General features: G+C 56.4%; 24 protein-coding genes and 1 pseudogene. 8 read left to right on the top strand and 17 right to left on the bottom strand.

Annotated features, from left to right (window positions below; translation table 11 throughout):
* Positions 1 to 326: 326 nt before the first annotated feature.
* Positions 327 to 5,090: an NAD-glutamate dehydrogenase gene (locus tag RMR21_RS13500; RefSeq protein WP_498668490.1), complete on the top strand. Its 4,764-nt coding sequence runs from the start codon at positions 327 to 329 to the stop codon at positions 5,088 to 5,090.
* Between the two features lie 73 nt (positions 5,091 to 5,163).
* Positions 5,164 to 6,549: an MFS transporter gene (locus tag RMR21_RS13495; protein ID WP_498668489.1), complete on the top strand. Its 1,386-nt coding sequence runs from the start codon at positions 5,164 to 5,166 to the stop codon at positions 6,547 to 6,549.
* Here the strand turns inward: RMR21_RS13495 and phaR are convergent.
* Complete coding sequence (gene phaR, locus RMR21_RS13490; protein WP_498668488.1) at positions 6,540 to 7,112, bottom strand: polyhydroxyalkanoate synthesis repressor PhaR; 573 nt, start codon at positions 7,110 to 7,112, stop codon at positions 6,540 to 6,542. The two genes, RMR21_RS13495 and phaR, sit on opposite strands and share 10 nt — an antisense overlap.
* A 242-nt stretch (positions 7,113 to 7,354) precedes the next feature.
* On the opposite strand from phaR, the gene RMR21_RS13485 reads away from it, so the two are divergent.
* The 4 genes from RMR21_RS13485 to bfr all read left to right on the top strand — a co-directional run bounded on the left by RMR21_RS13485 (position 7,355) and on the right by bfr (position 10,345).
* A complete protein-coding gene (locus RMR21_RS13485) occupies positions 7,355 to 8,536 on the top strand; it encodes an acetyl-CoA C-acetyltransferase (RefSeq protein WP_498668487.1) in 1,182 nt (393 codons plus the stop codon).
* Positions 8,537 to 8,607: 71 nt separating this feature from the next.
* Positions 8,608 to 9,333 (top strand): acetoacetyl-CoA reductase, encoded by a 726-nt coding sequence (phbB, locus tag RMR21_RS13480; RefSeq protein WP_498668486.1) that lies wholly within the window; start codon positions 8,608 to 8,610, stop codon positions 9,331 to 9,333.
* A gap of 243 nt (positions 9,334 to 9,576) precedes the next feature.
* The gene (locus RMR21_RS13475; RefSeq protein WP_498668485.1) at positions 9,577 to 9,888 is read left to right on the top strand and encodes a (2Fe-2S)-binding protein; all 312 of its coding nucleotides are present in this window, start codon (positions 9,577 to 9,579) and stop codon (positions 9,886 to 9,888) included.
* Positions 9,854 to 10,345 (top strand): bacterioferritin, encoded by a 492-nt coding sequence (gene bfr / locus RMR21_RS13470; protein WP_174154453.1) that lies wholly within the window; start codon positions 9,854 to 9,856, stop codon positions 10,343 to 10,345. Before RMR21_RS13475 ends, bfr begins: the two co-directional genes overlap by 35 nt.
* Before the next feature lie 47 nt (positions 10,346 to 10,392).
* Here bfr and RMR21_RS13465 read toward each other — a convergent pair whose 3' ends face one another.
* The 14 genes and pseudogenes from RMR21_RS13465 to rplU all read right to left on the bottom strand — a co-directional run bounded on the left by RMR21_RS13465 (position 10,393) and on the right by rplU (position 22,463).
* Positions 10,393 to 10,905 (bottom strand): RNA pyrophosphohydrolase, encoded by a 513-nt coding sequence (locus RMR21_RS13465; RefSeq protein WP_498668484.1) that lies wholly within the window; start codon positions 10,903 to 10,905, stop codon positions 10,393 to 10,395.
* A 39-nt stretch (positions 10,906 to 10,944) separates the two neighbouring features.
* Positions 10,945 to 12,141: a divergent polysaccharide deacetylase family protein gene (locus RMR21_RS13460; RefSeq protein WP_498668483.1), complete on the bottom strand. Its 1,197-nt coding sequence runs from the start codon at positions 12,139 to 12,141 to the stop codon at positions 10,945 to 10,947.
* Positions 12,142 to 12,207: 66 nt separating this feature from the next.
* Entirely contained in the window at positions 12,208 to 13,536 is a 1,329-nt protein-coding gene (locus RMR21_RS13455; protein ID WP_498668482.1) for a S41 family peptidase, read from the bottom strand.
* The gene (locus RMR21_RS13450; protein WP_498668481.1) at positions 13,526 to 14,932 is read right to left on the bottom strand and encodes a murein hydrolase activator EnvC family protein; all 1,407 of its coding nucleotides are present in this window, start codon (positions 14,930 to 14,932) and stop codon (positions 13,526 to 13,528) included. The genes RMR21_RS13455 and RMR21_RS13450 overlap by 11 nt, the downstream gene beginning before the upstream one ends.
* Before the next feature lie 126 nt (positions 14,933 to 15,058).
* Positions 15,059 to 15,541 carry a 23S rRNA (pseudouridine(1915)-N(3))-methyltransferase RlmH gene (rlmH, locus tag RMR21_RS13445; protein WP_498668480.1) on the bottom strand — a complete coding sequence of 161 codons (483 nt, stop codon included), beginning with the start codon at positions 15,539 to 15,541 and terminating at the stop codon, positions 15,059 to 15,061.
* Between the two features lie 103 nt (positions 15,542 to 15,644).
* Positions 15,645 to 16,087, bottom strand: a pseudogene (gene rsfS, locus RMR21_RS13440) (ribosome silencing factor).
* Positions 16,088 to 16,180: 93 nt separating this feature from the next.
* Positions 16,181 to 16,765 (bottom strand): nicotinate-nucleotide adenylyltransferase, encoded by a 585-nt coding sequence (locus RMR21_RS13435; protein ID WP_498670168.1) that lies wholly within the window; start codon positions 16,763 to 16,765, stop codon positions 16,181 to 16,183.
* A gap of 42 nt (positions 16,766 to 16,807) precedes the next feature.
* On the bottom strand, positions 16,808 to 18,094 hold the full coding sequence (locus RMR21_RS13430; protein ID WP_498668479.1) for a glutamate-5-semialdehyde dehydrogenase: 1,287 nt from the start codon (positions 18,092 to 18,094) through the stop codon (positions 16,808 to 16,810).
* Positions 18,087 to 19,268 (bottom strand): glutamate 5-kinase, encoded by a 1,182-nt coding sequence (gene proB, locus RMR21_RS13425; protein WP_498668478.1) that lies wholly within the window; start codon positions 19,266 to 19,268, stop codon positions 18,087 to 18,089. Before proB ends, RMR21_RS13430 begins: the two co-directional genes overlap by 8 nt.
* Positions 19,265 to 20,332, bottom strand: a complete 1,068-nt coding sequence (obgE, locus tag RMR21_RS13420) for a GTPase ObgE (protein ID WP_498668477.1) — start codon at positions 20,330 to 20,332, stop codon at positions 19,265 to 19,267. Before obgE ends, proB begins: the two co-directional genes overlap by 4 nt.
* Positions 20,333 to 20,512: 180 nt before the next feature.
* Positions 20,513 to 21,079: a GNAT family N-acetyltransferase gene (locus RMR21_RS13415; RefSeq protein ID WP_498668476.1), complete on the bottom strand. Its 567-nt coding sequence runs from the start codon at positions 21,077 to 21,079 to the stop codon at positions 20,513 to 20,515.
* Positions 21,076 to 21,708, bottom strand: a complete 633-nt coding sequence (locus RMR21_RS13410) for a GNAT family N-acetyltransferase (protein ID WP_498668475.1) — start codon at positions 21,706 to 21,708, stop codon at positions 21,076 to 21,078. The genes RMR21_RS13415 and RMR21_RS13410 overlap by 4 nt, the downstream gene beginning before the upstream one ends.
* Before the next feature lie 128 nt (positions 21,709 to 21,836).
* Positions 21,837 to 22,106: a 50S ribosomal protein L27 gene (gene rpmA / locus RMR21_RS13405; RefSeq protein ID WP_045230877.1), complete on the bottom strand. Its 270-nt coding sequence runs from the start codon at positions 22,104 to 22,106 to the stop codon at positions 21,837 to 21,839.
* 42 nt (positions 22,107 to 22,148) lie between these two features.
* The gene (rplU, locus tag RMR21_RS13400; RefSeq protein WP_045230876.1) at positions 22,149 to 22,463 is read right to left on the bottom strand and encodes a 50S ribosomal protein L21; all 315 of its coding nucleotides are present in this window, start codon (positions 22,461 to 22,463) and stop codon (positions 22,149 to 22,151) included.
* Between the two features lie 328 nt (positions 22,464 to 22,791).
* Between rplU and RMR21_RS13395 the strand changes: the two genes are divergently transcribed.
* Complete coding sequence (locus tag RMR21_RS13395; RefSeq protein WP_045230875.1) at positions 22,792 to 23,232, top strand: metallopeptidase family protein; 441 nt, start codon at positions 22,792 to 22,794, stop codon at positions 23,230 to 23,232.
* Positions 23,233 to 23,251: 19 nt separating this feature from the next.
* Here the strand turns inward: RMR21_RS13395 and RMR21_RS13390 are convergent, their stop codons facing one another.
* Positions 23,252 to 23,458, bottom strand: coding sequence for a DUF1737 domain-containing protein (locus tag RMR21_RS13390; protein ID WP_498668474.1), 207 nt, complete (start codon positions 23,456 to 23,458; stop codon positions 23,252 to 23,254).
* A complete protein-coding gene (locus RMR21_RS13385) occupies positions 23,455 to 24,366 on the bottom strand; it encodes an HpcH/HpaI aldolase/citrate lyase family protein (RefSeq protein WP_498668473.1) in 912 nt (303 codons plus the stop codon). The genes RMR21_RS13390 and RMR21_RS13385 overlap by 4 nt, the downstream gene beginning before the upstream one ends.
* A gap of 111 nt (positions 24,367 to 24,477) precedes the next feature.
* On the opposite strand from RMR21_RS13385, the gene RMR21_RS13380 reads away from it, so the two are divergent.
* On the top strand, positions 24,478 to 24,714 hold the full coding sequence (locus RMR21_RS13380) for a hypothetical protein (RefSeq protein ID WP_498668472.1): 237 nt from the start codon (positions 24,478 to 24,480) through the stop codon (positions 24,712 to 24,714).
* Positions 24,715 to 24,905: the final 191 nt, after the last annotated feature.

Genomic DNA, 24,905 nt, shown 5'->3' with positions numbered 1-24,905 from the left:
ACGCAAATGCCACGCTGTGGATCAGTTTTTAAGGTGTACCACAAAAATACGAGGAAATCAATAATTTGCTTCCACCGTGACTATCGAGTCACAATAGGGCCTCTTTGAGCTTAACACGAATTGACCATTTGTGCTTTTTGATTCGCCAGCGAGACCTGTCAGTCGCACTTTCAATCGAATAAAATCCTGATGAAGCACTTAAAGCATTGATTGCCACTTAAACTCTTCATAATTCCGCGCCAATATCCGATTCGAATTTGATGGAAATGACGATTTTTTTCGATTTTCTTTCATAAACCCTCACCCTTTGAGAGGAAAAAGGCAAAATGGGCTACCGGAACAATCCAAAACGCGACAAAACACTCGAAAAAACCAAAAAACTGGCTGAGGTGTCGGGTAAGCCTTTTTTGGATCCGGAGGCGATCTTCGGTCGTGCAAGCACGGATGATATCCAATATTATACCCCAGACATGCTGGCTGCTGCGGCCCTTCATACGTGGAATGAACTGTCGTACTGGAAAAAAGACACGCCATATATTGGCATCTCTCAAGTAGAGGGTGTTACGCCGCGTGATATTTCTGTGACTGTTCTGACCATTATCGGTCGTAACATGCCATTCCTCTACGATTCCGTGATGGGTGAGGTTACCAACAGCTATCGCAGCCTTTATCTGGCCGTTCATCCCATTTTCGTTGCAGATGAGAAGGCTGACGGCGGATATCGGCTCGCGGATTCCGACATCGATGCTCCCCAGGACCATATCAGTCTCATCCAGCTTCACATTGCGCCGGTGACACCGCAGGCAGGCGAGGCTCTGGAAGAGCGCATCCGCTTCGTTTTGTCGCAGGTTCAATCGGCATACAGCGATTGGGAACCGATGGTCGCCAAATTGGACGAGGCGTTGGCGGAGTTGAAAGAGCGCGCACCGAGCCGCCGCAAGTCTGGACGCGACGAAGCGGTGGCGTTTCTGGAGTGGCTGCGCAACGACAACTTCACCTTTCTCGGTATGCGCGACTACAGCTATTCCGGTCAGGGCAAGAATGCGAGGGTGGAGCGAGGCGAAGGCAGTGGTCTGGGCACGTTGACCGATCCGAATGTACGGGTCCTGCGTCTGGGCAAGGATGCGGTAACAACGACTCCTGAAATTCTGGCCTTCCTCGACGGTCCGGATTTCCTGATCGTTACCAAGGCCAATGTCAAATCTCTCGTCCACCGCCGAGCCTACATGGACTATATCGGCATCAAACGCTTCGATGAGGACGGCAATGTCGTCGGCGAGCTGCGTATCGTCGGGCTTTTCACGGCCACAGCCTATACACGTTCGGTCAGACAGATTCCGCTTTTGCGCGCGAAGGTTTCCGAGGTCGAGGATCATTTCGGCTTCGATCGGAACAGCCACTCCGGGCGCATTTTGCACAACACGCTGGAATCCTATCCGCGTGACGACCTCTTCCAGATCGATGCCGATCTTCTCATTCGGTTCATCGAGCAGATCATGGAACTGAGCGATCGTCCGCGCGTGCGCGTTCTGCCGCGCATCGACCGTTTCGACCGTTTCGTGTCCGTCATCATTTTTGTGCCGCGCGAGGAGTATAATTCCTATGTTCGCGAGCGGATGGGCGCGTATCTGTCGCAGGTCTATGATGGCCACATCTCGGCCTATTACCCCGCCTTCCCGGAAGGTGCCGTTGCGCGCGTCCACTTCATTGTCGGCCGCACGAACGGCAAGACGCCACGCGTAGCGCAGGATAAACTCGAAGATGCTGTCAGCGATATTGCTGCCCGCTGGATCGATCATTTTGTTGCGCTGTCTCCATCCGGCGCGCCCATTCTGGATGTCGATCAGGCCTATCAGGAGGCCTTTACGCCGGAAGAAGCGATTATCGACCTGCCTGATATCGCTGCGACTGCCGGCGGAGAGCCTGTTCGCATCGAGTTTTACCGCCGTGACGATCAGGCCGAAGGGGTTCTCTCGCTCAAGATTTTCCACCGCGACGGGCATCTGCCGCTGTCTCGGCGCGTGCCGTTGCTTGAAAACCTGGGTTTCAGCGTCATCAGCGAACGCACCTTCGATGTTGGTGTCATATCCGGCGACGAAAACCGCACCATCGTTCTCCATGACATGGAATTGAGGGTGCAGCCGGGCGTCAAGCTGGATCTCGCCATCTACGGGCCGAGGCTCGAGGAGGCATTTCTGGCGGCATTCGACGGTACCGTCGATAATGACAACTTCAACCGTCTGATCGTTGCGGCGGGCCTCGGCGTTCGGGAAGTGTCGGTTTTGCGTGCCTATGCGCGCTATCTCCGACAGACGGGCATCGTCTACTCGCAAGAGCACATTTCAGAAACACTGTTCAAATACCCTGCCATCGCATCAAAGATTTTCGAGCTGTTTTCAGATGGCTTCGATCCGAAGATTGGCGACAAACCGCGTCTTCGCAAACTGTCCGATCTGCATAAATCCATCGAGACAGCGCTATCGGGCGTTCCAAACCTGGATGAGGACCGCACCCTTCGCCGCTATGTGAATGCGGTGGATTCGACATTGCGCACCAACTATTTCCAGCGCAACGAGGATGGATTGCCAAAGGCCATGCTGGCCTTCAAGTTCGATCCCAAGCTTCTGGACGGGTTGCCCGATCCCAGACCGTTTCGCGAAATCTTTGTATATGGAACGGAAGTGGAAGGTGTCCATCTGCGGTTTGGCAAGGTCGCCCGTGGCGGGTTGCGGTGGTCTGATCGCGGGCAGGATTATCGCACGGAAGTCCTAGGCCTGGTCAAGGCGCAGCAGGTCAAGAATGCCGTGATCGTGCCCGTGGGTGCCAAGGGCGGCTTCTATCCGAAAACGCTGCCTGTGGGCGGTAACCGCGACGAAATTTTCAACGCGGGCAAGGAAGCCTACAAGACCTATATCCGAACTCTGCTGTCAATTACCGACAATATCGTTGGCGATGATATCATCGCGCCTGCCGATACGTTGAGGCTTGATGGCGACGATCCGTATTTTGTCGTCGCAGCTGACAAGGGAACGGCAACCTTCTCCGACACCGCGAATGGGTTGGCGCGCGACGCCGGGTTCTGGCTGGACGATGCTTTTGCCTCAGGTGGTTCCGCTGGCTACGACCACAAGAAAATGGGCATCACCGCGCGCGGTGCGTGGGAGACTGTGAAACGGCATTTCCGCGAGATCGACACGGATATCCAGACGACGCCGTTCAAGGTGGTCGGTGTGGGCGACATGTCCGGCGACGTCTTCGGTAACGGCATGTTGTTGTCTGAGAAGATCGAGCTGATAGCAGCCTTCGATCACCGCGATATCATTATCGATCCGACACCCGATACGGACAAGTCTTTCGCCGAGCGCAAGCGCCTGTTCGACTTGCCGCGCTCCAGCTGGCAGGATTATGACCGATCCACGCTGTCTCAAGGTGCGATGATCATTTCTCGTTCAGAAAAATCCGTATCGCTGACGCCGGAGGCGGTTGTGGCCATCGGTATCGATACATCCGTGGCCACGCCGTTCGAAATCATGACGGCGATCTTGAAAGCCCCGGCCGATCTTCTCTGGTTCGGAGGTATCGGCACCTATGTGAAGGCTGCGGTTGAAACCAACGCCGAAGTGGGGGATCGTGCCAATGATCCGATCCGCGTCAATGCTACGGAGGTGCGCGCCAAGGTCATCGGCGAAGGTGCCAATCTCGGCATCACGCAGAAAGCCCGTATTGCCTATGCGCTGTCTGGCGGGAGATGCAATTCCGATGCCATCGATAATTCCGCCGGGGTCAATTCCTCCGACGTCGAAGTCAATATCAAGATCGCCTTGGCGTCGCCGGTCAATGACGGTCGTCTGACATTGCCCAAGCGCAACCAGTTGCTTGTCTCCATGACCACGGACGTGGGGCATCTGGTCTTGCGCAACAATTATCTTCAGTCACTGGCCATCTCGCTGACCGAACGTCGTGGCACGGAAAACCGTGAGGAACTCGGGCGTCTGATGGGCGCAATGGAAGCGGCGGGTCAATTGAACCGCAAGGTAGAAACTCTGCCGAACGACGCGGAATTCGGCGAGCGCTACGCGGCTGGAAAGCCATTGACCCGACCGGAAATCGGCGTTCTTCTCTCCTATGCGAAGCTGACGCTGTTCGATACGCTGGTCGCCAGCACGTTGCCGGACGAACGCTATCTCCAGCATCTCCTGACGGATTACTTTCCGAGCAAGATGCAAAAGACCTATGCGGCAGATATCACCAGCCACCGTCTCCACCGGGAAATCGTTGCGACGTCCGTTGCCAATCAGGTCGTCAATCGTGGTGGTCCCGGTTTCGTGCAGAAGATGGTCGACGCCAGTGGTCTCATGGCACCGGCGGTCGTAAGGGCAGCGATGATCGTTGAAGACGGCTTTGGTCTAAAGCGCTTGTGGAGCGAGATCGACAAGCTCGACGGTCTCATTTCCGGCATTGTGCAGAACGGGCTCTATGCCGATGTGGCGCGCATATACACCGATGCGACACGGCTTTATCTCCAGACGTCACCATCAGCCACCGAACCGATGGTCGATGAAATCGAGCGCTTGAAGACGGCCATCAAGACGCTGTATGCCGGTGCCGCGAAGTACAAGGAAGAGATCGGCTTCAGCGAGATCGAAGACGTAAACCCAGCGCTGATCCAGGAACTGGAAACCCTTTCTTTGCTCGTTTACGTCCCTGAGATCATGCTGATTGCCGCACAGGCCGATACGTCGCTGGCTCGGGCTGCTGAAAGCTATGCGGCGGTGTCTGCCACCTTCCGCGTGGCAAGGCTGTTGGATGCAGGCCAGCGCGTAACGCCAGCCGACCATTACGAAAGCCTTGCACTGCTGCGCAGCCAGGATCAGATCGCCTCGTCACGTCGCCGGATCGTTATTTCGGCGTTGACGGAACATGCCAAGGACAAGAACCCGGTGCAGGCGTGGTATGCAGCCGACCGCGTGCGGGTCAACCGCATCGTGTCGGAACTCGGGGCTTTGAGCGACAGCGGTGAGACCAACCTTGCGCGGCTGACGGTTGCCGCCGGATTGCTTTCCGATATAGTCCAGGGGCGTAACGTCTGATATCAGACACAGACCTGCCCGGCATCATAGCCGGGCAGGTAATTGGTGTATACAATTGCCCAAAGGGTGACGAATGGCCTCATCTTCCCTTGTGACCGGGCAAACCGTAACGAAACGCGGTATCTGGGGCTGGATGCTTTTCGACTGGGCCGCTCAACCCTTTTTCACTGTCGTCACCACCTTTATTTTTGGACCCTATTTCGTGGCGAGGCTGACGGCGGACCCGATTTCCGCGCAGACGACCTGGAGCAACATGGCAACCATCTCTTCGGTGGTCATTGCCATTTTCTCGCCGATCCTCGGTTCTATCGCCGATCAATCCGGTTCGCGAAAACCATGGATTGCTTTTTTTGCGACGCTGAAGATCGCGAGCCTTGCAATGCTGTGGTTTGCGGCACCCGGCTCCGCCATCATCTGGCCGGTCATCTTCATGATCGTGGCGTCGATCGCTGCCGAATTTTCCATCGTTTTCAACGATTCCATGATGCCACGGCTGACCACGCCGGAAAATGTCGGACGCATTTCCAACACAGCCTGGGGGCTCGGCTATCTGGGCGGCATGGTGGTTTTGATCTTCGTGGTGCTGTTTCTGGCCGCCGCCCCCGACAAGGGTGTAACGATCCTCGGGATTCCGCCCTTGTTCGGGCTCGATCCTGCGGCTGGCGAAGATGCCCGTATCACCGGCCCGATCTCTGCACTCTGGTACCTCGTTTTCATTCTGCCGATGTTTCTGTTTACCCCTGATGTGAAGAAGGGCCTGCCCTTCGGCCGGGCCGTGCATTCGGGCATGACAGAACTCAAGGCAACGTTGAGAGAATTGAAAGGTCGGCCTGCGATCACCCGGTTTTTGATCGCACGCATGTTGTATCAGGATGGCGTCAACGGCGTCCTAATTCTGGGGGGCGCCTTCGCAGCTGGATTGTTCGGCTGGGGAACGCTCGAAATCGGCATCTACGGCATTATTCTCAATATAGTAGCGATCGGAAGTTGCATTGCCGCAGGCTTTGTCGACCAGCGTTTGGGCTCGCGAAACACGGTGCTGATCAGCCTTGCCCTGTTACTGGTTGCGACCGTCGGCATTGTTTCCACCTACACCGATTCAACGCTCTTCGGTCTGCTGGCGCTTCCCATATCCACAACGGAAGGGCTGTTTTCCAGTTCGGCGGAGAAGGCTTATCTTGCCTACGGCATCCTGATCGGCATCGCGTTCGGCCCTGTTCAGGCATCGTCGCGTTCCTACCTTGCACGCAATGTCACGGTTGCAGAGGCGGGCCGATATTTCGGGATCTATGCACTGTCGGGCCGCGCCACGAGCTTCATGGCGACCCTGTCCTTTTCCATCGTCACCTATCTGAGCGGATCGGCGCATCTGGGCATGGCAATGCTCACGCTTTTTCTGGGCACAGGCTTCCTGTTGCTGCTGCGTGTTCCTGAAAAGGACAGAAACGTTCAGAGCTGATCGAGTTTGGTCTGAAGCGTGCGCAGTTGCGCTTTCAGCTCATCGATCTCGGAGGCATCGGGTTTCTTGGGCTCTTTCGGTGCGGCTGGCATCGGAAATGGTGTAAACACCTGCATCGCCTGTCGAAACAACTCCGTGTTGCGCTTGACCTGTTCCTCCATGAAACCGAATGGCGTCGAAAAATTCTTGGCCGACGTGTCACCGAAGGCCTTGCCCATTTGCTCCTGCATCTGACTCTGCTGCTCGGAAAACGTCTTCATGGAGTGTTCGAGGAACGTCGGCACCACCATTTGCATCTGGTCGCCGTAATAGGAAATAAGTTGGCGCAAAAAAGCTGTCGGCATCAGCGTGTTGCCGGTCTTGCCTTCCTGCTCCATGATGATCTGCGTCAAAACCGCGTGGGTGATATCTTCGGACGTCTTGGCATCCTGAACCTTGAACTCTTCACCGCGCTTTACCATTTTCGCAAGGTCTTCAAGCGTCACATAGGTGCTGGTCCCGGTGTTGTAGAGCCGCCGGTTGGCATATTTCTTAATGACGGTCTCGCCGTTGTGTTTTGCCATGCTCGCCTCCTCGCGATCCTGGTATTTTCTTTTTATCAGGTGTTTTTGCTCTTCCCGCCTTTAAGTTTATGCTCAAATCCATCGGCATGACAAATGTTTTGTGCGATGCAACAGTCAATTTTTTGCGCAGCAATTTCACGCGAAACCGGACTGATGAGCTGTTGAGGCTTAGGCGCGTCGAGATGGTTTGACTTGGCTTCAAAGCTTTGACAATCTCGCGCCGCAAAATGGGAGATTTTGAAATGACGTCGTCCTCGATCGTTATCGTCAGCGCAGCGCGCACGGCGGTTGGTTCTTTCAACGGCAGCTTTGCCAATACACCCGCTCATGACCTGGGCGCGACGGTGATCAAGGCCGCACTGGAACGAGCGGGGGTTGCTGCAAACGAGGTGGACGAAGTTATTCTCGGGCAGGTGCTGAGCGCAGGTGAGGGGCAAAATCCAGCGCGGCAGGCAGCCATGAAAGCAGGCATTCCGCAGGAAGCAACTGCGTTTGGTATCAATCAGTTGTGCGGGTCGGGCTTGCGCGCGGTTGCTCTCGGCATGCAGCAGATCGTGACGGGTGACGCGTCCATCATCATTGCTGGCGGGCAGGAATCCATGTCGATGGCACCCCATTGCGCCCATCTGCGCGGCGGCGTGAAGATGGGCGACTTCAAAATGGTCGATACCATGATGAAGGATGGCCTCACGGATGCTTTTTACGGCTATGCCATGGGCGTTACAGCCGAAAACATTGCGCGCCAATGGCAAGTGTCACGGGAAGAGCAGGACCGGTTCGCTGTCACCTCTCAAAACCGCGCCGAGGCCGCAAAGTCTGCGGGACGTTTCACCTATGAGATCGTGCCTTTCGTCATCAAGGGTCGCAAGAGCGACGTAACCGTCGATGCGGACGAATACATCCGTGCTGGCGCATCGCTGGATACGATGTCGAAGCTGCGCCCGGCCTTCGACAAGGAAGGGACGGTGACCGCAGGCAACGCTTCGGGTCTCAACGACGGCGCGGCTGCAGTATTGTTGATGAGCGAGGCTGAAGCGGCCAAGCGGGGGCTCCAGCCCTTGGCCCGTATCGCCTCGTGGGCGACAGCTGGTGTCGATCCGCAAATCATGGGGACCGGCCCAATTCCTGCATCACGCAAGGCGTTGGCCAAGGCGGGATGGTCCGTATCCGATCTCGATCTCGTGGAGGCCAACGAGGCGTTTGCCGCGCAGTCTTGTGCCGTCGTTCGGGACCTTGGACTTGATCCCGAGATCGTCAACGTCAATGGAGGGGCCATCGCGATCGGCCATCCCATCGGTGCATCCGGAGCTCGTGTTCTCAATACGCTCCTTTTCGAAATGAAGCGTCGTCAGGCGAAAAAAGGCTTGGTCACGCTGTGCATCGGCGGAGGCATGGGTGTTGCCATGTGCCTCGAAGGTCTCTGACCTCAGCATCATCGAAATGCCACTTTGTCCCATCTTAAGGCTGACGCACAGATATAAGGGGAGGCCCCGAGATGAGCCGGGTTGCTTTGATAACAGGCGGGACGAGCGGAATTGGTGCGGCCATCGCAAAAGCGTTTCACGCTGCCGGCTACAGGGTCGCGGTCAATTACGCTTTTACAGAAGGGCGCGCGGCGCAGTTTCGCAGTGAAACGGGCATTCCAGCCTATTGCTGGGATATCCGTGACTACGACGCTTGCGTGGCGGGTATCGCACAGGTCGAGCTTGACTTCGGTCCCATCGAGGTTCTCGTCAACAATGCCGGGATTACCCGGGACGCGATGTTTCACAAGATGACGCCGCAGCAATGGCGTGAAGTGCTGGATACCAATCTGAACGGTGTCTTTAACATGACCCATCCCATATGGCCCGGTATGCGCGAGCGTGGCTTTGGGCGGATCATTAACATATCGTCCATCAACGGCCAGAAGGGGCAGGCAGGCCAAGTCAATTATTCGGCTGCCAAGGCGGGCGATATTGGTCTTACCAAAGCGCTGGCACAGGAGGGTGCTTCGCGCAACATCACTGTTAACGCCATTTGTCCAGGCTATATCGGGACAGAGATGGTGCGTGCGATGCCCGAAAATGTGCTCAACGAGCGCATCCTCCCCCAAATTCCCGTGGGACGGCTCGGCGAGCCAGAAGAGATTGCCCGCTGCGCGCTGTTTCTTGCTGCCGACGATGCGGGCTTCATTACCGGTTCCACGTTGACCGCGAATGGTGGGCAGTATTTTGTTTGAAGTCTCAAATCAGTAAACTTTTCGTGATCGCCTTTTGCTTTTTCTGAAGTGTTGACGAAAACTTGAAAACGCAAATCTTTGCGACAGAGAATGCTAACCAAATGAAAATACGAGGATTTTTGTTAAGTTTAGAAAGAGTCTAAAAAATTGCGCGATTGCGATCCTCATCTTTTTCTTGACACTGACTATCCTGTTTTGGTTTAAGAATGAAAACAACGTGTTGCGTCATACAGGCAAAGAACCATGCTCGTTTGCAGCTGTAATTACATCACAGATAACGATATCCGCGACGTCATCAATGAGATGCTCGATGAGGACTGTTGGCAGCTTATCGTCCCGTCGAAAGTCTACCACGCAATGGCCAAGCGCGGCCGTTGTTGTGGTTGTTTTCCGACCGTGGTCGAACTGATTATCAAGACGACTGAAGAATATCATTCCCGTCGCCACTCGACGGAGGCCGATGTTTTTGATTTTATGTCCCGCCTGAGACAATTGCATGAAGATAACAGGAGAGCGGACATTGAAAGGCGACACAAGAGTCATCGAGCAGCTTAACGAGGCTTTGTTCCTCGAACTCGGTGCGGTCAATCAGTACTGGCTGCATTACCGACTGCTGAACGATTGGGGCTATACAAAGCTCGCCAAGAAAGAGCGTGCCGAATCCATCGAAGAGATGCAGCACGCCGACAAGATCATTGATCGTATCATCTTCCTCGATGGACATCCCAACCTTCAGACCGTCGCGCCTTTGCGCATCGGTCAGAACGTCAAAGAAGTTCTGGAGGCTGATCTTGCGGGCGAATATGATGCCCGCGCCGCCTATAAAAAGTCACGCGACATCTGTCACGATGCGGGCGACTATGTTTCGATGAAGCTTTTCGAAACGCTGCTGATCGACGAAGAAGGCCATATCGACTTCCTCGAAACGCAACTCGACCTCTTGAGCAAGATCGGCGAAGCCAAGTATGGCCAGCTCAATGCGGACTCCGCTGACGCTGCCGAATCAGAATAAACTACCTTATCGTGGAATTGAAAAAGGCGGCCCTCTGGCCGCCTTTTTTATTGATCCGAGAGATGCCGGAATTCGGCAACGACCTGTTCGTAAACCCCACGTTTGAACGGAACGATCAGGTCCGGCAGGCTTTCCATCGGCTTCCAAGCCCACTCATCGAATTCGGCTTCATGGCCTGTTGGCGGTGGGTTGATCTGTATTTCGCTTTCGTCGCCCTTGAAGCGAAACGCAAACCAGCGCTGAGTCTGACCGCGATATTTGCCGCGAAGGCCGATGCCGAGCAGTTTCGGCGGCAGGTCGTAATGGATCCAGTCGCTGGCTTCTGCGAGCAGTGAGACGGTCTTCATGCCCGTTTCCTCGTAGAGTTCGCGAATGGCTGCGACAAGCGGCTTCTCGCCTTCGTCTATGCCACCCTGTGGCATCTGCCAGAGTTGAGGAGAGCCATCGAATTCCGAGTTAGCTTGCGAAATTCGTCGTCCGGCCCAGACCAGCCCTTTGGCGTTGAGAACCATGATACCCGCACAGGGGCGGTAGGGTAGATCGTCCGCTTTGATTGTCATTTTGGACCTTTGGTGGATGGAGTGCTGTGGCAGAAAGACTTACGGGGCAGCCTTGTCCGAAACAAGTGCGGAAACGCCGACGATTTCTATGCCGCGCCCGGAGGCTTCGACCGACCATTTGGAAATCGCGGCAATGCTTTCATCAAAAGCAGAGGCAACGCCGATCGCAGAACCGTTGCGACGCGCGATCCGCTCCAGATCGTCCAGCTTGCGCAATATGGCGTTCTCGTTGACCTGATCGTCCAGTTGCAGGTCGGCAAAGCCCGCAGCAGTCGATTGCGCCTTTGCAACCGGTGCGCTTTTTGATTGAGCAGACGAGCCATCGTCAAGAAACAACAAACCGCGTTTGCCAATATCGCTCAGGATCGGCTCCAGCGCTTTCTCATCCGCCATGAACCGTCCACCCAGATAATTCACGATGCCTGTATAGTTGGTGATCTTCGCCATGGAGCGATGTAACCGCTCCAGGTTGATCTTGGCGGGACCGGCAACGAGCAGGGTGTCCGGTCCGGGATTCGTGCCGGGATATCCGAACGGTTCGAACGGAACCTGAAGCAGGATTTCGTGGCCCTCACGGCGGCTTTCCTGCATCCAGCGTTGCAGACTGTTGCCGCTTGCTGCAAAACCGAGTGTAACTTCCGGCGGCAGATCTCGAATGGCTTTCTGCGTGCCGGTCTGGCTGAGGCCGAGACCACCGACGACGATGGCGATCCGCGTGCCTCTGGCACCGGACCATGGCCGGGCATATTGCTCCATGGGTCTCAAGCCATCCGGGCCTGTCGTCGGCAGCCTGCCGAAGGACGAATCCTCCAGCAGTTCCTCATTGGGTTGGGCTGCCATGCGCACGTCTTGCCCGTATGTTTGGCCGCTCATCAACACAGGGCCGTTGCTGTCGCGCTCGCGTGGCGAATAGACGGATACGACATTGCCGTCCGCCATGGTGTTTCTCTGGACATTCGCGCCGGAACGCCCGCTTTGATGCACGAGCTCGCCTCCGGTCTGGTTAGGGCTAGACGCTTGCGGCGTTGTTTCGGATGGCGGAACGGAGATATCGGCGTCAGGCGCCGTCGAGCTGCCCTTTAGATTGCCTGGCGAAAGCGCCGTATAGACCGATAGCCCGCCAACACTGCCGACGCCAATCACCATCAGAGCCGCAAGCGCAGAAAAGCGCCAGAACGACCCGGCGCTTTTCTTTTTGTTTCGACCCATGAGCGGTTTGCGCAGGTCTGAAGGCAATGAACTATCCGTGACTGACTGGGAGCGTGAAACAGGAGCATCGGGGTGACCCGATGCTCTTAAATCTTACTGCTTGTTGACGACAGTCTTTTCGGGGTTTGGCGGGAATGATGGGTCCGTCTTGGTGCCGCGGAAGAGATCCAGCGCATAATTCAACTGGATGTCGTCTTTGGCCTCTGGCGGCACGTATGCAGCCGAACCCGAGCCCTCTTCCGTCTCGCTTTGGCCCTGAATGTGACCACGCAGACTGGATTCGCCTTCAGCGCGCACGCGCCCCTGCAGCTCTTCCGGCAGCGGCTGATCAACCTTGACGTCGGGCGTGATGCCTGTACCCTGAATGGATTTGCCAGATGGTGTGTAATAAAGCGCTGTCGTCAAACGAAGCGCTCCGGTGTCGCCGAGTGGAATGATCGTCTGGACCGATCCCTTGCCGAAAGAGCGTGTTCCGAGAACCGTCGCGCGGCGCAGGTCTTGAAGCGCACCCGCCACGATTTCCGATGCAGAGGCCGAGCCGCCATTGACGAGAACGATCACCGGCTTGCCGTCTGTCAGATCGCCAGCGGTTGCGTTGAAACGACGGGTTTCTTCAGGGTTACGACCGCGTGTCGAAACAACTTCGCCACGCTCCAGGAAGGCGTCGGAGACGTTGATCGCCTGGTCCAGCAAGCCGCCTGGGTTGAGGCGCAGATCGAGGACATAACCCTTCAGCTTGTCAGCTGGCACGTCTTCCTTAATCTTCTTGATCGCCTTTTCGAGATCGTCATAGGTTTTTTCGGTGAACGAGATAACGCGCAGATACCCGACATCGCCACCTTCGACGCGCGACTTGACGGCGCGAACGGCGATGATTTCACGCATGACGGTGATGTCGAGCGGCTTGTCGGCGCCCTGGCGGATCACTGTCAGCTTGATCGGTGTCTTCACGGCGCCGCGCATCTTTTCAACGGCTTCTTCCAGCTTCAAACCACGGACCGGTGCACCATCGATTTCAGAGATATAGTCGCCCGCAAGAATGCCTGCCTTGGAAGCTGGCGTGTCATCCATGGGCGAGATGACCTTGACCAGTTCGTTTTCCATCGTGACTTCGATGCCGAGACCGCCGAACTCACCCTTTGTCTGAGAGCGCATATCGGTGGCATCCTGAGCATTCAGGAAGCTCGAATGTGGATCGAGTGAACTCAGCATGCCGTTGATGGCGTTTTCAACCAGCTTCTTATCGTCAGGTGGTGTCACATACTGGGCGCGCACGCGTTCGAACACGTCACCAAAAATCGACAGCTCCTTATAGGTCGAGGGGCCAGCGGCCTGCGCCGGCATGCTTGCCGAGTAGATAACGCTCATCGCTGTGGCACCCATAAGTCCACCAATGAGGAGAAGTGAAGCCTTACGAATCATTGCGCGCCCTTCCGGTATTTTTTACGGTCCACCAAGGTTGAGAATCAACTGGCACGCCGTCTTTTCGAAATTCAATGTAAAGTGTCGGCTTGTCAGTTTCCAGCGCCAATGCAGCGGCACTCGCCACTCTTTTTGCGCCCATGGAGGCGATGGGTTCGCCAGAGAACACAAACATGCCCTGCCTAGTCCTCACATTGTCCATGCCTGTCAGCACCAGATGATAACCGTCCCCGGCATTGAGAATAATCATGCGGCCATAACTGCGAAACTCACCGGCAAAAACAACGAAGCCGTCGGCAGGCGCCGTTACCAGTGCTTCGGGGCCAGTCGCAACCACGATTCCCTTGGAAAAATGCCCCGTTCCGTCAGCATCGCCGAACTTTCGCAGCACATCTCCGGAGACCGGCATGGCCAGCTTGCCCTTCAGACTCGAAAACGGATATGCGGGCGCAATGCGGTTTTTATCGGGCATTCCGGCGTCGGTTTGGGCCTGCACCTTGTCCCGTTCGGCCTGCGATAACGCGGCCAGTCTTTCCTGTTCCTGACGCTCTTTTTCCTTGGCATCCCGCACGGAGGAAATCTCGTTTTCAAGCGATGAAACCAGACCTTCGAGGCTTGTTGCCTTGCTCGCAAGTTCTTCAGAACGCTGGCGTTCTGCGTCGAGATCGCTTGCGGTCTGGGTGTTGCGCTTCTCGTTTTCAAGACGGAGCAGGTCTAGCCGCTTTTCCTCCTCCAAGCTCGCCGTCATCGTGCCCGTCAGCTGTTCTTTCTCGCTGGCGATAGCGCGGCGCACGTCGGTCAACTCTTTGAGAGCGGCGACCAGCTTGTCTGTCTCGGATCGAATACCGGGAACGACGGCGCCCAGAAGAATGGCGCTTCGCACCGATGCAAGCGCATCCTCCGGTGAAACCAGGAGTGCAGGGGGCGGATTACGCCCCATGCGTTGAAGAGCGGCCAGCACTTCAGCAAGCACGCCGCGCCTTTCTCTCAAAGACGCCTTGACCTCGTCGTCGCGGATGCCGAGCTTGGCAAGGCGGTCTTCGCCGTCGCTGATCTTGGCTTCCAGGTCCTTGCGACGTTTCGCCGAGGCGATCAGTTCGTCCTTGATCCTGGCCGTATCCTGATTGAGCGCGGCAATGCTGTCTTGAAGCTGGCGGGATTTGTCTTCGGACAGGCCAATGCTGTCGACCAGTTCCTGCAAATCCTGGCGGTTCTGGTCACGGCGCTTTTCGAGTGCGTCCAGATCACTTGCAGGCTGGGTTGCATCCTGTATCGTGGCGGGCGCAGCATCCTCTTGGGCAAAGACCCGAAAGGAGGGATAGGCAGTGACCATGCAGGCAGCAAGGATCACGCCCGAAAGGGTCGTCCACCTGTTGCTGCTGGGTACATCTGCCATGGAATATGTCTAACCGTCGAAAATATGGGCGACCATACGCTGCTTCGGCGCTTCACGCCAATGGGGTCATCGCCGTGCTAGGCGATATGATGGCCGGATTTGTGGCGAGACCCGCGGCTGGGGCTTTCAAACGCGATGGTAGGGATGGCCGGACAGAATCGTCACCGCACGGTAAAGCTGTTCCGCGATGAGGATACGGACCAGTTGGTGCGGCCATGTGAGTTTACCAAGACATAAAACAGCGGACGCCTTGTCATAAAGCGCGGGATCCAGCCCGTCCGCGCCGCCGATGGCGATCACGAGATCGCGTTTGCCGCTGTCGCGCATATTGCCGAACAAATCCGCAAAAGCCGGGCTGTCGAGCGCCTTGCCGCGTTCATCCAGCAAAATGAGAGCGGCGCCATCGACCAGATGTTTTTCCAGCATGGCAGCTTCTTCACGCTTGCGCGTTTCAGCGTTCGAGGCACGACTTTCAGCGACCTCGATGATGCGGGAAAATTCCAGGCCGATTGCCGGACCGGTTTTGGCGAAACGGTCCAGATAGCGTGACGCAAGATCCTTTTCAGGGCCGGATTTGAGCCGTCCCACCGCAAAAATTGAAATCCGCATTCACACATCCATCCATATCGCAAATGTTGCCAGTTGCGTGTCTATCAGGACGGGCTGCGGATTCCTATGCGGGTGATGCGTCAGCATCAGCTAGGAAGCCGCATCAGTGCAGCGTTTCTTCCTCGATGTCGGGAGCAGCCCACATCTTCTCGATGTTGTAGAATGCTCGGACTTCAGGACGAAACACATGGATGATGACATCGCCAGCATCGATCACGACCCAGTCGCCGTTTTCGAGGCCTTCGATGCGCGAATGGCCGAAGCCCTCATCTTTCATGTCGGACATGAGATGTTCGCAGATCGCCGAGACATGCCTGTTCGAACGCCCGGAAACCACAACCATGTAGTCCGCAAGCGCCGATTTTCCGGCAATATTCAGGTAAACGATATCTTCTGCTTTGGAGTCCTCGACACTTGTAAGGACGGTTCCGAGGGCACGACGGGCAGCATCAACGCCACTCTCCATGCTCTTTGGGATAGCGCTGAAAGCTCTTCCCTTGGTGTGTACTGTTGTCAGTGGTTTTCCCTTCCGAAATGACAAACCAGATACTGCGCGACGCGATTCTTGCGGCACACAATAAAGTTGGCACCAAAGCGTCAACTTTTCAAGATGTGGGCGAAGGATGTGCCCCGCATACTTCATTTATGCTCGTTGCGCAGTGCCGTGGAACTCAGTGTCGAGCGCGGGCCGTGGATGAACATCCAGGCCGGTGCTGTCTTCGTCCAAAAGATACCGGCATCGTCTTCATCGACACGCGCATGGCTATAGGCTTGCGCCATGGTGGAGGAAAGATAGGCGAGGGTGGCGCCCGGCCTGTCTATGACGGCGATAGGGAACGTTTCGGCGATCTTGCGCCACTTCTGCCAACGGTGAAATGTCCGCAGATTATCCGCACCCATGATCCAGATGAACCGCGCATGGGGGTTCTTCGCCTTGATGAGCGCAAGAGTATGGGCGGTATAGGTAACACCGAAGGATTGCTCGAAAGCTGTCACTTTGACACGTGGGTCGCTGATGAGCTTTTCGCAGGCCGCGATGCGGCACTTCAAGGGAGCGAGGTCGGCCCTGTTTTTCAAGGGATTTCCCGGTGTCACCATCCACCAGAGTTGATCCAGTCCCAGACGGCGCAAAGCGATTTCGGCAACCAGTGCATGACCCGCATGGGGCGGATTGAACGACCCGCCGAAAAGGCCGATCACCATGCCGCGCTCCGTATGCGGCATGGTAAGGTAGCGCTTGTCCAGACCGGGATCGTCAGTCACATATCAGGTCCGCGTCTGGCCGGTGCCATGCACACGGTATTTGAAGGACGTCAGCTGCTCGACGCCAACGGGGCCACGCGCATGCATCTTGCCGGTGGCGATGCCGATTTCAGCGCCCATACCGAATTCACCGCCGTCAGCAAATTGCGTGGAGGCATTGTGCAGCAGAATGGCCGAATCGATCTCGTTGAAGAAACGAGCAACCACGTCCGCATCTTCGGCGATCACGGCTTCGGTGTGATTGGAAGAATAAGCGCCGATATGTTCGATGGCACCGGAAATACCGTCGACCAAAGCGACCGAGATGATGGCATCGAGATATTCCGTGCGCCAGTCTTCCTCGGTTGCCGCTTTCACGCCCTCAAGGGCATCCTGTACAGCTTGCAAACCACGAACTTCGCAGCCTGCGTCGATGAGCACCTGGACCAATGGTTTCAAATGCGTGGATGCGGCTGCGCTATCGATGAGCAGGGTTTCGGCCGAGCCACAAATGCCCGTGCGTCGCATTTTGGAATTCAAAACGATATCACGTGCCATGGTCAAATCAGCGGATTTATCGATATAGACGTGACATATGCCTTCGAGATGGGCAAAGACCGGGACGCGCGCTTCGGACTGAACGCGGGCGACGAGGCTTTTGCCGCCACGTGGAACGATGACATCCACCGTGCCGCCAAGTCCCGCCAACAGGCTGCCGACGGCGGCGCGATCTGTGACCGGTACCAGTTGGATCGCATGTTCTGGAAGGCCTGAGATCTTCAGCCCTTCAACAAGGCAGGCGTGGATCGCGCGCGATGAATATTGTGAATCAGAACCGGCGCGCAGAATGACGGCATTGCCTGCCTTCAGGCAAAGCGCGCCCGCATCAGCGGTGACGTTGGGGCGGCTTTCATAGATCACGCCGATGACGCCGAGCGGTGTGCGAACCCGCTCGATCTTCAAACCATTGGGCCGATCCCATGCCGCAATCACGTCTCCAACGGGGTTGGGAAGTTTTGCTATGGAGCGAAGTCCTTCCGCAATCGCGGAAATTCGCAATGTATCGAGTTCCAGACGGTCGATGAAGGAGCCTGAAATGCCCGCACTTTTGGCGGCGGAAACATCCTTGCCATTGGCCTCGAGAATTTTCGCCTCTGATGCCTCGATGGCAGACGCCATGGCCAGCAGGGCCCGGTTTTTCTGGTCCGCGCTGGCAATGGACAACGGTCGGGAAGCAGCCTTTGCCTGAGCGCCGATGGACATCATCAGCGTTTCGATTTCATGGCTCTGCTTCACGGCCTGTTCAGGCATCGATTTCATCCTTGTTTGCATGTTTTACGTTGACGGACGCACCCGTCATCACCAGATCGTCGCGATGGATCATCGCTGCGCGACCGACATAACCGAGGATCGCCTCGATTTCTGTAGACTTATGGCCGTTGATCTGCCGTGCTTCATCGTCATCATAACCGGCAAGGCCACGGGCAATTTCCCGACCTTGCGAGCCGATAATGACAACTGCGTCACCGCGACCGAAATTACCCTTCACCAGTCTCACACCTGCTGGCAGAAGACTTTTACCGTCGTAAAGCGCCTTTTCAGCACCCGCATCCACATGCAGTTCGCCGACAGGCTGGAGCTGTCCGGCGATCCAGGTCTTGCGGGCAGTAATGGGCGTACCGGAGGGGGCGAACCATGAAGAACGTGCACCGTTTTCGATGGCCTTCAATGGATTGAGCGTCTTTCCCGACGCGATGATCATCCCGCAACCGGCAGCGGTTGCGATCTTGCCTGCATCGATCTTGGTGCGCATGCCGCCGCGCGACAGTTCCGATGCTGCTCCACCTGCCATGGCCTCGATTTCGGGCGTGATCTTTTCGATCGTCTCCAGAAACAGGGCTTCGGGATCGAGATGTGGCGGTGCCGTGTAGAGCCCATCGATATCCGACAGCAAAACCAGAAGGTCCGCACCGGTCATGGTCGCCACGCGCGCGGCCAAGCGGTCATTGTCGCCGTAGCGGATTTCCGTTGTCGCAACCGTGTCGTTTTCGTTGATGATCGGGATTGCACCGATCTTGAGCAACTGATTGATCGTCGCACGGGCGTTGAGATAACGGCGGCGCTCTTCCGTGTCAGACAGCGTCAACAGAATCTGGCCAGCGACCATATCGTATTTCGACAAGCTCTCGGACCATGCGCGTGCCAGTGCAATCTGGCCGACCGCTGCCGCCGCCTGGCTTTCCTCAAGCTTCAGTGTTCCCGAGGGTAGACCGAGCACGGTGCGGCCAAGAGCGATAGCGCCCGAAGACACGACCTGCACATCTACACCCTTAGCCTTCAGCGCAGCGATGTCCTCGCAGATGGCGTTGAGCCATTCCTTTTTCAGTCCGCTCGCACGATCAACCAGAAGGGCGGAGCCGATCTTGATGACGATGCGGTGGTGACTACCGAGGGGCTTGCGCGCCGCGGTCGAGATCGATGTCATAGACGGTCGTCTCCATCCTCGATATCGTCATCTACAGGCATGGAGCGATCCGGCATCGCGGTGTTGCCGCCTCGGCTGTCGGATACGATGATATCGCGCAACTCGCGAAGGGCCTCCAGCATGCCGATATGGGCAGCAGCAGACAAAAGAAGCGGCGGACGGCCACAGGCCTTTTCCAATTCTTTCGCCTTCTTCTTCAGCTCTTTTTCGTCCAGCACGTCGATCTGCGAGAGCGCCACGACTTCGGGCTTATCGGTCAACCCGCCGCCATAGGCTGCAAGCTCACGTTTGACGGTCTTGTAAGCCTGACCGACATTCTCTTCCTGCGCCGAAACGAGGTGCAACAGAACACGGGTCCGCTCAACGTGACCAAGGAAACGGTCGCCAATGCCGACGCCTTCGTGAGCGCCCTCGATCAGGCCCGGAATATCGGCCAGAATGAATTCGCGGCCATCGATGGTGGCAACGCCCAGATTGGGATGCAGCGTTGTGAAGGGATAGTTGGCTATTTTCGGGCGTGCGCGGGTGACTGTCGCCAGAAATGTAGACTTGCCCGCATTGGGAAGGCCGACCAGGCCTGCGTCGGCAATCAGCTTCAGGCGAAGCCAGATCATCTTTTCCTCACCGGGAAGGCCGGGGTTGGCGTGCGTCGGGGCCTGATTGGTGGAGGACTTGAAATAGGCATTGCCGAAGCCGCCATTGCCGCCGGCAGCCAAACGGAACCGCTGGCCTTCCTTGGTCAGGTCCATAATCAGCGTTTCATTGTCTTCTTCAAAAATCTGCGTGCCAACGGGAACGCGCAACACCACACTGGCACCTTTCGCGCCAGTCCGGCCTTGGCCCATGCCGTGCTGGCCGATGGTGGCCTTGAAGTGCTGCTGGAAGCGAAAATCGATGAGCGTGTTGAGACCATTGACGACCTCCACCCAGACATCGCCACCACGCCCGCCGTCACCGCCATCAGGGCCGCCGAATTCGATGAATTTTTCACGCCGGAAGGAAACCGCGCCGGCACCGCCGTCGCCGGAGCGAATATAAACTTTTGCTTCATCGAGAAATTTCATCGTCTTGGCCGTTCTGTCAGCTTAGTGGCAATTCCAGCAAAAATTTGCGGATTTGCTTTTTTTAAAAAGGATCTGTCGCTCCAAATATAGGTGCGGGCTCTCAAGGTCAAAGATTATCGTTGTGCGAGAACCGATAGGGCAAGGCCGGTTTGCAACGAAACCGGCCCTAACTCATGTTGTTTACGGTCGCGGCTTTTGAAAAGCATGTGCCGCCAATGCGGTATCCAGATGTGTCACCATGCTTGCGCGTGCGATAGCATAGATCTCATGGCACCCGATGATCTGGAAACCAAGCTTGTTCTGGACCCGCAAAGAGGCCTGGTTATCGGCAAACATGCCGGAATAGAGCACCTCGTTCGGCATGTGCTGAAAGAAGCGTTCGACGACGCCAGCCACGGCCTCGGTCATATAGCCCTTGCCCCAATGGGCACGGTCGAGCCAATAGCCGAGACGCCACTCGTCACGAAGCCGCTCTATCGAAACGACGCCGATCAAAGTGTCGTCACCGCAGGTAATGGCAAAGTCCCACTCGAGGGAAGTGCTTGACGTCCTGATGATCAGCCACTCCAGGGCATCCTGCTTGTAATAGGGCGCTGGAACACGCGCGAGCATGCGGGTAACCTGAAAGTCGCTGAGCGATTGCGCAATGCTCCCGGCATCCGAAAGGCGCTGCGGGCGCAGCACCAAGCGGTCTGTCTCAAGAACCGAGGGAGCGCTTTGCTTCGTGATTGCGTGCGCCGTTCTCATCGCATATCTCCCCAGCTTCTCAGTGAAACCCATGTCTTGCGGTCCAGCCGGTACCATTCGACTGGGACCATGCCGCCCAGCGCCAAAGATCCGACCATACCGGAACCTTGAAGCTGAAAACCGCACTTTTGTATGACGCGGCGCGATGCGATATTGGTGACCCGGCAACGGGCATCGATCTGTTCGATGTCGCGGGTTCGGAACGCCATGTCGATCAGCGCATGGGCGGCTTCTGTGGTGTATCCATTGTTCCAGTAGCGTTCGCCGAGCCAGTACCCCATCTCCAGGGTCTTGCCGTCTTCCTGCGGTTCCAGCCCGCAGCAGCCCATAAACTCGCCGTTCTCCATGCGGGTAATCGCATAGACGCACTTGCCAATCTCGCCCACTTTTGCACGTCGCACGAAATCCGCGGCATCTTTGGCCGTGTAGGGGTGCGGCATACGCGACACCATGGTCGCGATGTTGGCGTTGTTGGCAAGATGGGCAAGGGCGTCAATGTCTTCTTCGTGAGGCGCGCGCAAAACGAGCCTTTGCGATAATAAGACGGGGCAATCGCTCCTCGACCTATCAGGTCTCGGCCGTTCTTCGGGTGACCGTGATTGGTCTTCCCTCAACAATTCAGCTTGCATGGTTCAGTCCCTCCATGAGGTTAAGAAAAAGGGGAGTTGGGTGGTGCCCCAACTCCCCTTTTTGTGACTGAACCTGTTACGTCTTCAGCCGGGTCATTGAGACACCGGCTGCATATGACGCGACCGGCTTATTCTGCTGCTTCCGCTTTCGGTGCCACAGACACGTATACGCGGCCATTGCCCTTCGAGCGGAAGGACACGTTACCGGCTGTCAGCGCGAAAATCGTGTGGTCTTTGCCAAGGCCAACATTGGCGCCTGGATGCCACTGCGTTCCGCGCTGGCGCAGAATAATGTTGCCTGGAATGACGGCTTCGCCGCCGAACTTCTTCACGCCAAGGCGCTTGGAATTCGAATCGCGACCGTTACGCGATGAACCACCAGCTTTTTTATGTGCCATTGGATTTCTCCTTTAAAAACCTAGTTTCCCGTGTCGCGCCGATTAGGCTGCAACGATGTCCGTGATACGGACGACGGTGTGATGCTGACGATGACCGCGCGTACGCTTGGAGTTCTGACGACGACGCTTCTTGAAGGCGATGACCTTCTTGCCGCGATTGTGTTCGACAACTTCAGCCTTGACCGTTGCGCCTGCAACGAAAGGTGCGCCGAACTGTGCGTCAGCGCCAACGCCGATCACGAGAACTTCGGTGAATTCTACAGTTGCGCCAGCGTCTGCTTCCAACTTTTCAATTGTGAGCACGTCGTTGGCCGCTACACGGTACTGCTTACCGCCGGTCTTGATGACTGCGAACATTTTTTACCCTTTCATGTTCGTTCCGGCTCTGCCCGCAAATGCGGTCTGGCCGTCTTTTTATCAGTCGGATAGCTTGGTTCTGGAAGCTGAAGGCCTCTAAAAACCGCGCCGATGAAACCGCTTTTGATAAAGCGGTGTGAACGGAAGACGCAATACGCCCTCGATTTCACGTGCCGGATACGCGACCAAGCCGTTTCTGTCAAGGTCGCAAGGGGGCGGAAAGTAACCGTGATGTCCAAGAATCTCAGGGGATTTCGTCCCTTGTGGCAAACAGGTCTCGAAATTTTGTCGGCAAGGGTTTATATGGGCCTCTCAACAAGGAGCAGAAATGGCCCGCATAGACAAAACCGACGATTGGCGGGATCGCCACGCGCCGACACTTTCAGCGTTCGAATCGCTTGCCATCGAGGCATATGGCCATTTGCCCGAAGAGTTTCGCGCGCTGACCAAGGACCTGATCATCGAGATCGCGGATTTTCCGACCGATGAGGTGTTCGAGGACATGGCTCTGGAGACGCCGTTCGATCTGCTCGGTCTGTTCGAGGGACGCGGCATTTCAGAACGCTTCACCATGGAAACAGGCGAGATGGTCAATCGCATCATCCTTTATCGCCGCCCCATACTGGACTACTGGGCCGAAAACGAGGAGACGCTGGGCGATATCATCACTCATGTGCTCATTCACGAAATCGGCCACCATTTTGGCCTCTCCGACGACGATATGGAGCGCATCGAAGAAAGCGCCGACGAGGCAGCGACGGATCGTTGATCCGCCGTTGTCAAGAGTCCTACTGCTCGCCCAGCTTCATATCCGGGTGGTATTCTTTACCTTCGACCATCTTGATGACCGGCTGTCCGCAATGCATCACGCCAGTTGCCGCATTGAAGGCGTAGGTCGGTGAACCCGCCAGTTCCCAGCCCTTGTTAAGCGCTTCGGTGACGCGGTGACAGAACTTTGCGTCGTCGGGACCAGTGATGAAACGATAGACCTTCATGCTTTTTTGCCTTTCATCTGTTCGATGATCGCGGCCATTGCCACAAGCCTTTTCGCCTGATCCACATGCAGCCGCTCGATCATCCGACCATTGGAATTGATGACGTTCAATCCCACAGATTCCGGTTTTGCGAAAGTCGCAATAATCTCATGCGCCTCTGCCAAGGATTTTTCATCCGGCGCAAAAGCCTGGTTTGCAGCTTCGATCTGGGAGGGATGGATCAGCATCTTGCCATCAAAACCCATGGCGCGACCCTGTCCGCACTCTTCGGCGAAAGCATCCAGATCGCGAAATTCGTTGGAAACGCTGTCGATCACATCGAGACCATAGGCGCGCGCGGCCAGCACGATTTGCATCAACCATGGCAAGAGATAGGTGCGCCCGGTCTGCGCAGGAACGCGCGTCTCCTTCCGCAGATCGTTCAGGCCGACCACGAAGCCACCCAGCCGCGCGCCCAGCGTATGCGACGCCTCGGCAATGGCGGCAACGTTTAAAATGCCTTTCGGTGTTTCGATCATCGCCCAGATTTTCAGGCCGTCCGGCGCATCCGCCTCTGCCAGCCAATCGGCGACGTCCTGAATATGCGATGGCTGCTCCACCTTGGGCAGAAGGATCGCATCCGGCGCGCAAGCCAGCACCACCTTCAGGTCACTCAGTCCTGTCGTGGTGGAGATCGGATTGATGCGGATCATCGCCTCGCGGCCAACAAGGGGTGTTTCCCTGAAGAAGGTCAGGAGGTTATTTCTGGCCTCGTCTTTCATCTCCGGTGCGACCGAATCTTCCAGGTCGAAGATGACGCCGTCGCATTCCAGTGTGCCGAGTTTTGCAAGTGCGCGAAGATTGATGGCGGGCACCGACAAAAGTGAGCGGCGTGGGCGAGCAGTATCGTTGAAATAAAAATCGGCCATGCCGCACTTGTGTCAACCTTTTGTGACATTCGCAAGCAGATAGGCGGTGTGCATCCTCTTGCAAGCAACGCAGAGAAGGCCCACATTCGTCTGGACAGAAAGGTTTGGATCATGCAGGGCATTCGTACATTCTTCTTCGCCGCTTCCAGCATCGCAATTCTGGCGTTGGCCGCACTCTTCACAGCCTCCTTGACGGTTGCGCTCGTGGGGACGTTGGCGGTGCTCAGCGCAGCGCGCCTGCTGTCCTCCCGCCTTAAACCAGCTCCCATCCCAGTGAAGCCTCACCAGCGTGAGGAACAGAGCATGCGGGTATGGAACGATGGCCGCGGGACGATCATCGACCTGTAGGCTTTTTAAAGACCCATTCTTTCTGGCGTTGCTTGATGAAGTGATCGTCTGTTGGCGGACGATCGTGACGAGAGCGTTTGTCGAGTTCACTTTTAACGGTCTTCGCAACGCTGGTCAGAACCACCAATTGGCACTATGAGTTTTGGTGCAACTGCCATCATCGTGTTGCAAAGCTGCGACTTTCCCAGTAT

The organism is Agrobacterium sp. rho-8.1 (assembly GCF_033957725.1).
Taxonomy (GTDB): Bacteria; Pseudomonadota; Alphaproteobacteria; order Rhizobiales; family Rhizobiaceae; genus Agrobacterium.
This window is presented reverse-complemented; position numbering and strand designations above follow the sequence as displayed.

Coding starts and splice junctions, on each gene's coding strand:
- RMR21_RS13500 (WP_498668490.1), top strand. CDS start 327: ATGGGCTACCGGAACAATCCAAAACGCGACAAAACACTCGAAAAAACC.
- RMR21_RS13495 (WP_498668489.1), top strand. CDS start 5,164: ATGGCCTCATCTTCCCTTGTGACCGGGCAAACCGTAACGAAACGCGGT.
- phaR (WP_498668488.1), bottom strand. CDS start 7,112: ATGGCAAAACACAACGGCGAGACCGTCATTAAGAAATATGCCAACCGG.
- RMR21_RS13485 (WP_498668487.1), top strand. CDS start 7,355: ATGACGTCGTCCTCGATCGTTATCGTCAGCGCAGCGCGCACGGCGGTT.
- phbB (WP_498668486.1), top strand. CDS start 8,608: ATGAGCCGGGTTGCTTTGATAACAGGCGGGACGAGCGGAATTGGTGCG.
- RMR21_RS13475 (WP_498668485.1), top strand. CDS start 9,577: ATGCTCGTTTGCAGCTGTAATTACATCACAGATAACGATATCCGCGAC.
- RMR21_RS13465 (WP_498668484.1), bottom strand. CDS start 10,905: ATGACAATCAAAGCGGACGATCTACCCTACCGCCCCTGTGCGGGTATC.
- RMR21_RS13455 (WP_498668482.1), bottom strand. CDS start 13,536: ATGATTCGTAAGGCTTCACTTCTCCTCATTGGTGGACTTATGGGTGCC.
- RMR21_RS13450 (WP_498668481.1), bottom strand. CDS start 14,932: ATGGCAGATGTACCCAGCAGCAACAGGTGGACGACCCTTTCGGGCGTG.
- rlmH (WP_498668480.1), bottom strand. CDS start 15,541: ATGCGGATTTCAATTTTTGCGGTGGGACGGCTCAAATCCGGCCCTGAA.
- RMR21_RS13435 (WP_498670168.1), bottom strand. CDS start 16,765: ATGCCGCATACGGAGCGCGGCATGGTGATCGGCCTTTTCGGCGGGTCG.
- RMR21_RS13430 (WP_498668479.1), bottom strand. CDS start 18,094: ATGCCTGAACAGGCCGTGAAGCAGAGCCATGAAATCGAAACGCTGATG.
- proB (WP_498668478.1), bottom strand. CDS start 19,268: ATGACATCGATCTCGACCGCGGCGCGCAAGCCCCTCGGTAGTCACCAC.
- obgE (WP_498668477.1), bottom strand. CDS start 20,332: ATGAAATTTCTCGATGAAGCAAAAGTTTATATTCGCTCCGGCGACGGC.
- RMR21_RS13415 (WP_498668476.1), bottom strand. CDS start 21,079: ATGAGAACGGCGCACGCAATCACGAAGCAAAGCGCTCCCTCGGTTCTT.
- RMR21_RS13410 (WP_498668475.1), bottom strand. CDS start 21,708: ATGCAAGCTGAATTGTTGAGGGAAGACCAATCACGGTCACCCGAAGAA.
- rpmA (WP_045230877.1), bottom strand. CDS start 22,106: ATGGCACATAAAAAAGCTGGTGGTTCATCGCGTAACGGTCGCGATTCG.
- rplU (WP_045230876.1), bottom strand. CDS start 22,463: ATGTTCGCAGTCATCAAGACCGGCGGTAAGCAGTACCGTGTAGCGGCC.
- RMR21_RS13395 (WP_045230875.1), top strand. CDS start 22,792: ATGGCCCGCATAGACAAAACCGACGATTGGCGGGATCGCCACGCGCCG.
- RMR21_RS13390 (WP_498668474.1), bottom strand. CDS start 23,458: ATGAAGGTCTATCGTTTCATCACTGGTCCCGACGACGCAAAGTTCTGT.
- RMR21_RS13385 (WP_498668473.1), bottom strand. CDS start 24,366: ATGGCCGATTTTTATTTCAACGATACTGCTCGCCCACGCCGCTCACTT.
- RMR21_RS13380 (WP_498668472.1), top strand. CDS start 24,478: ATGCAGGGCATTCGTACATTCTTCTTCGCCGCTTCCAGCATCGCAATT.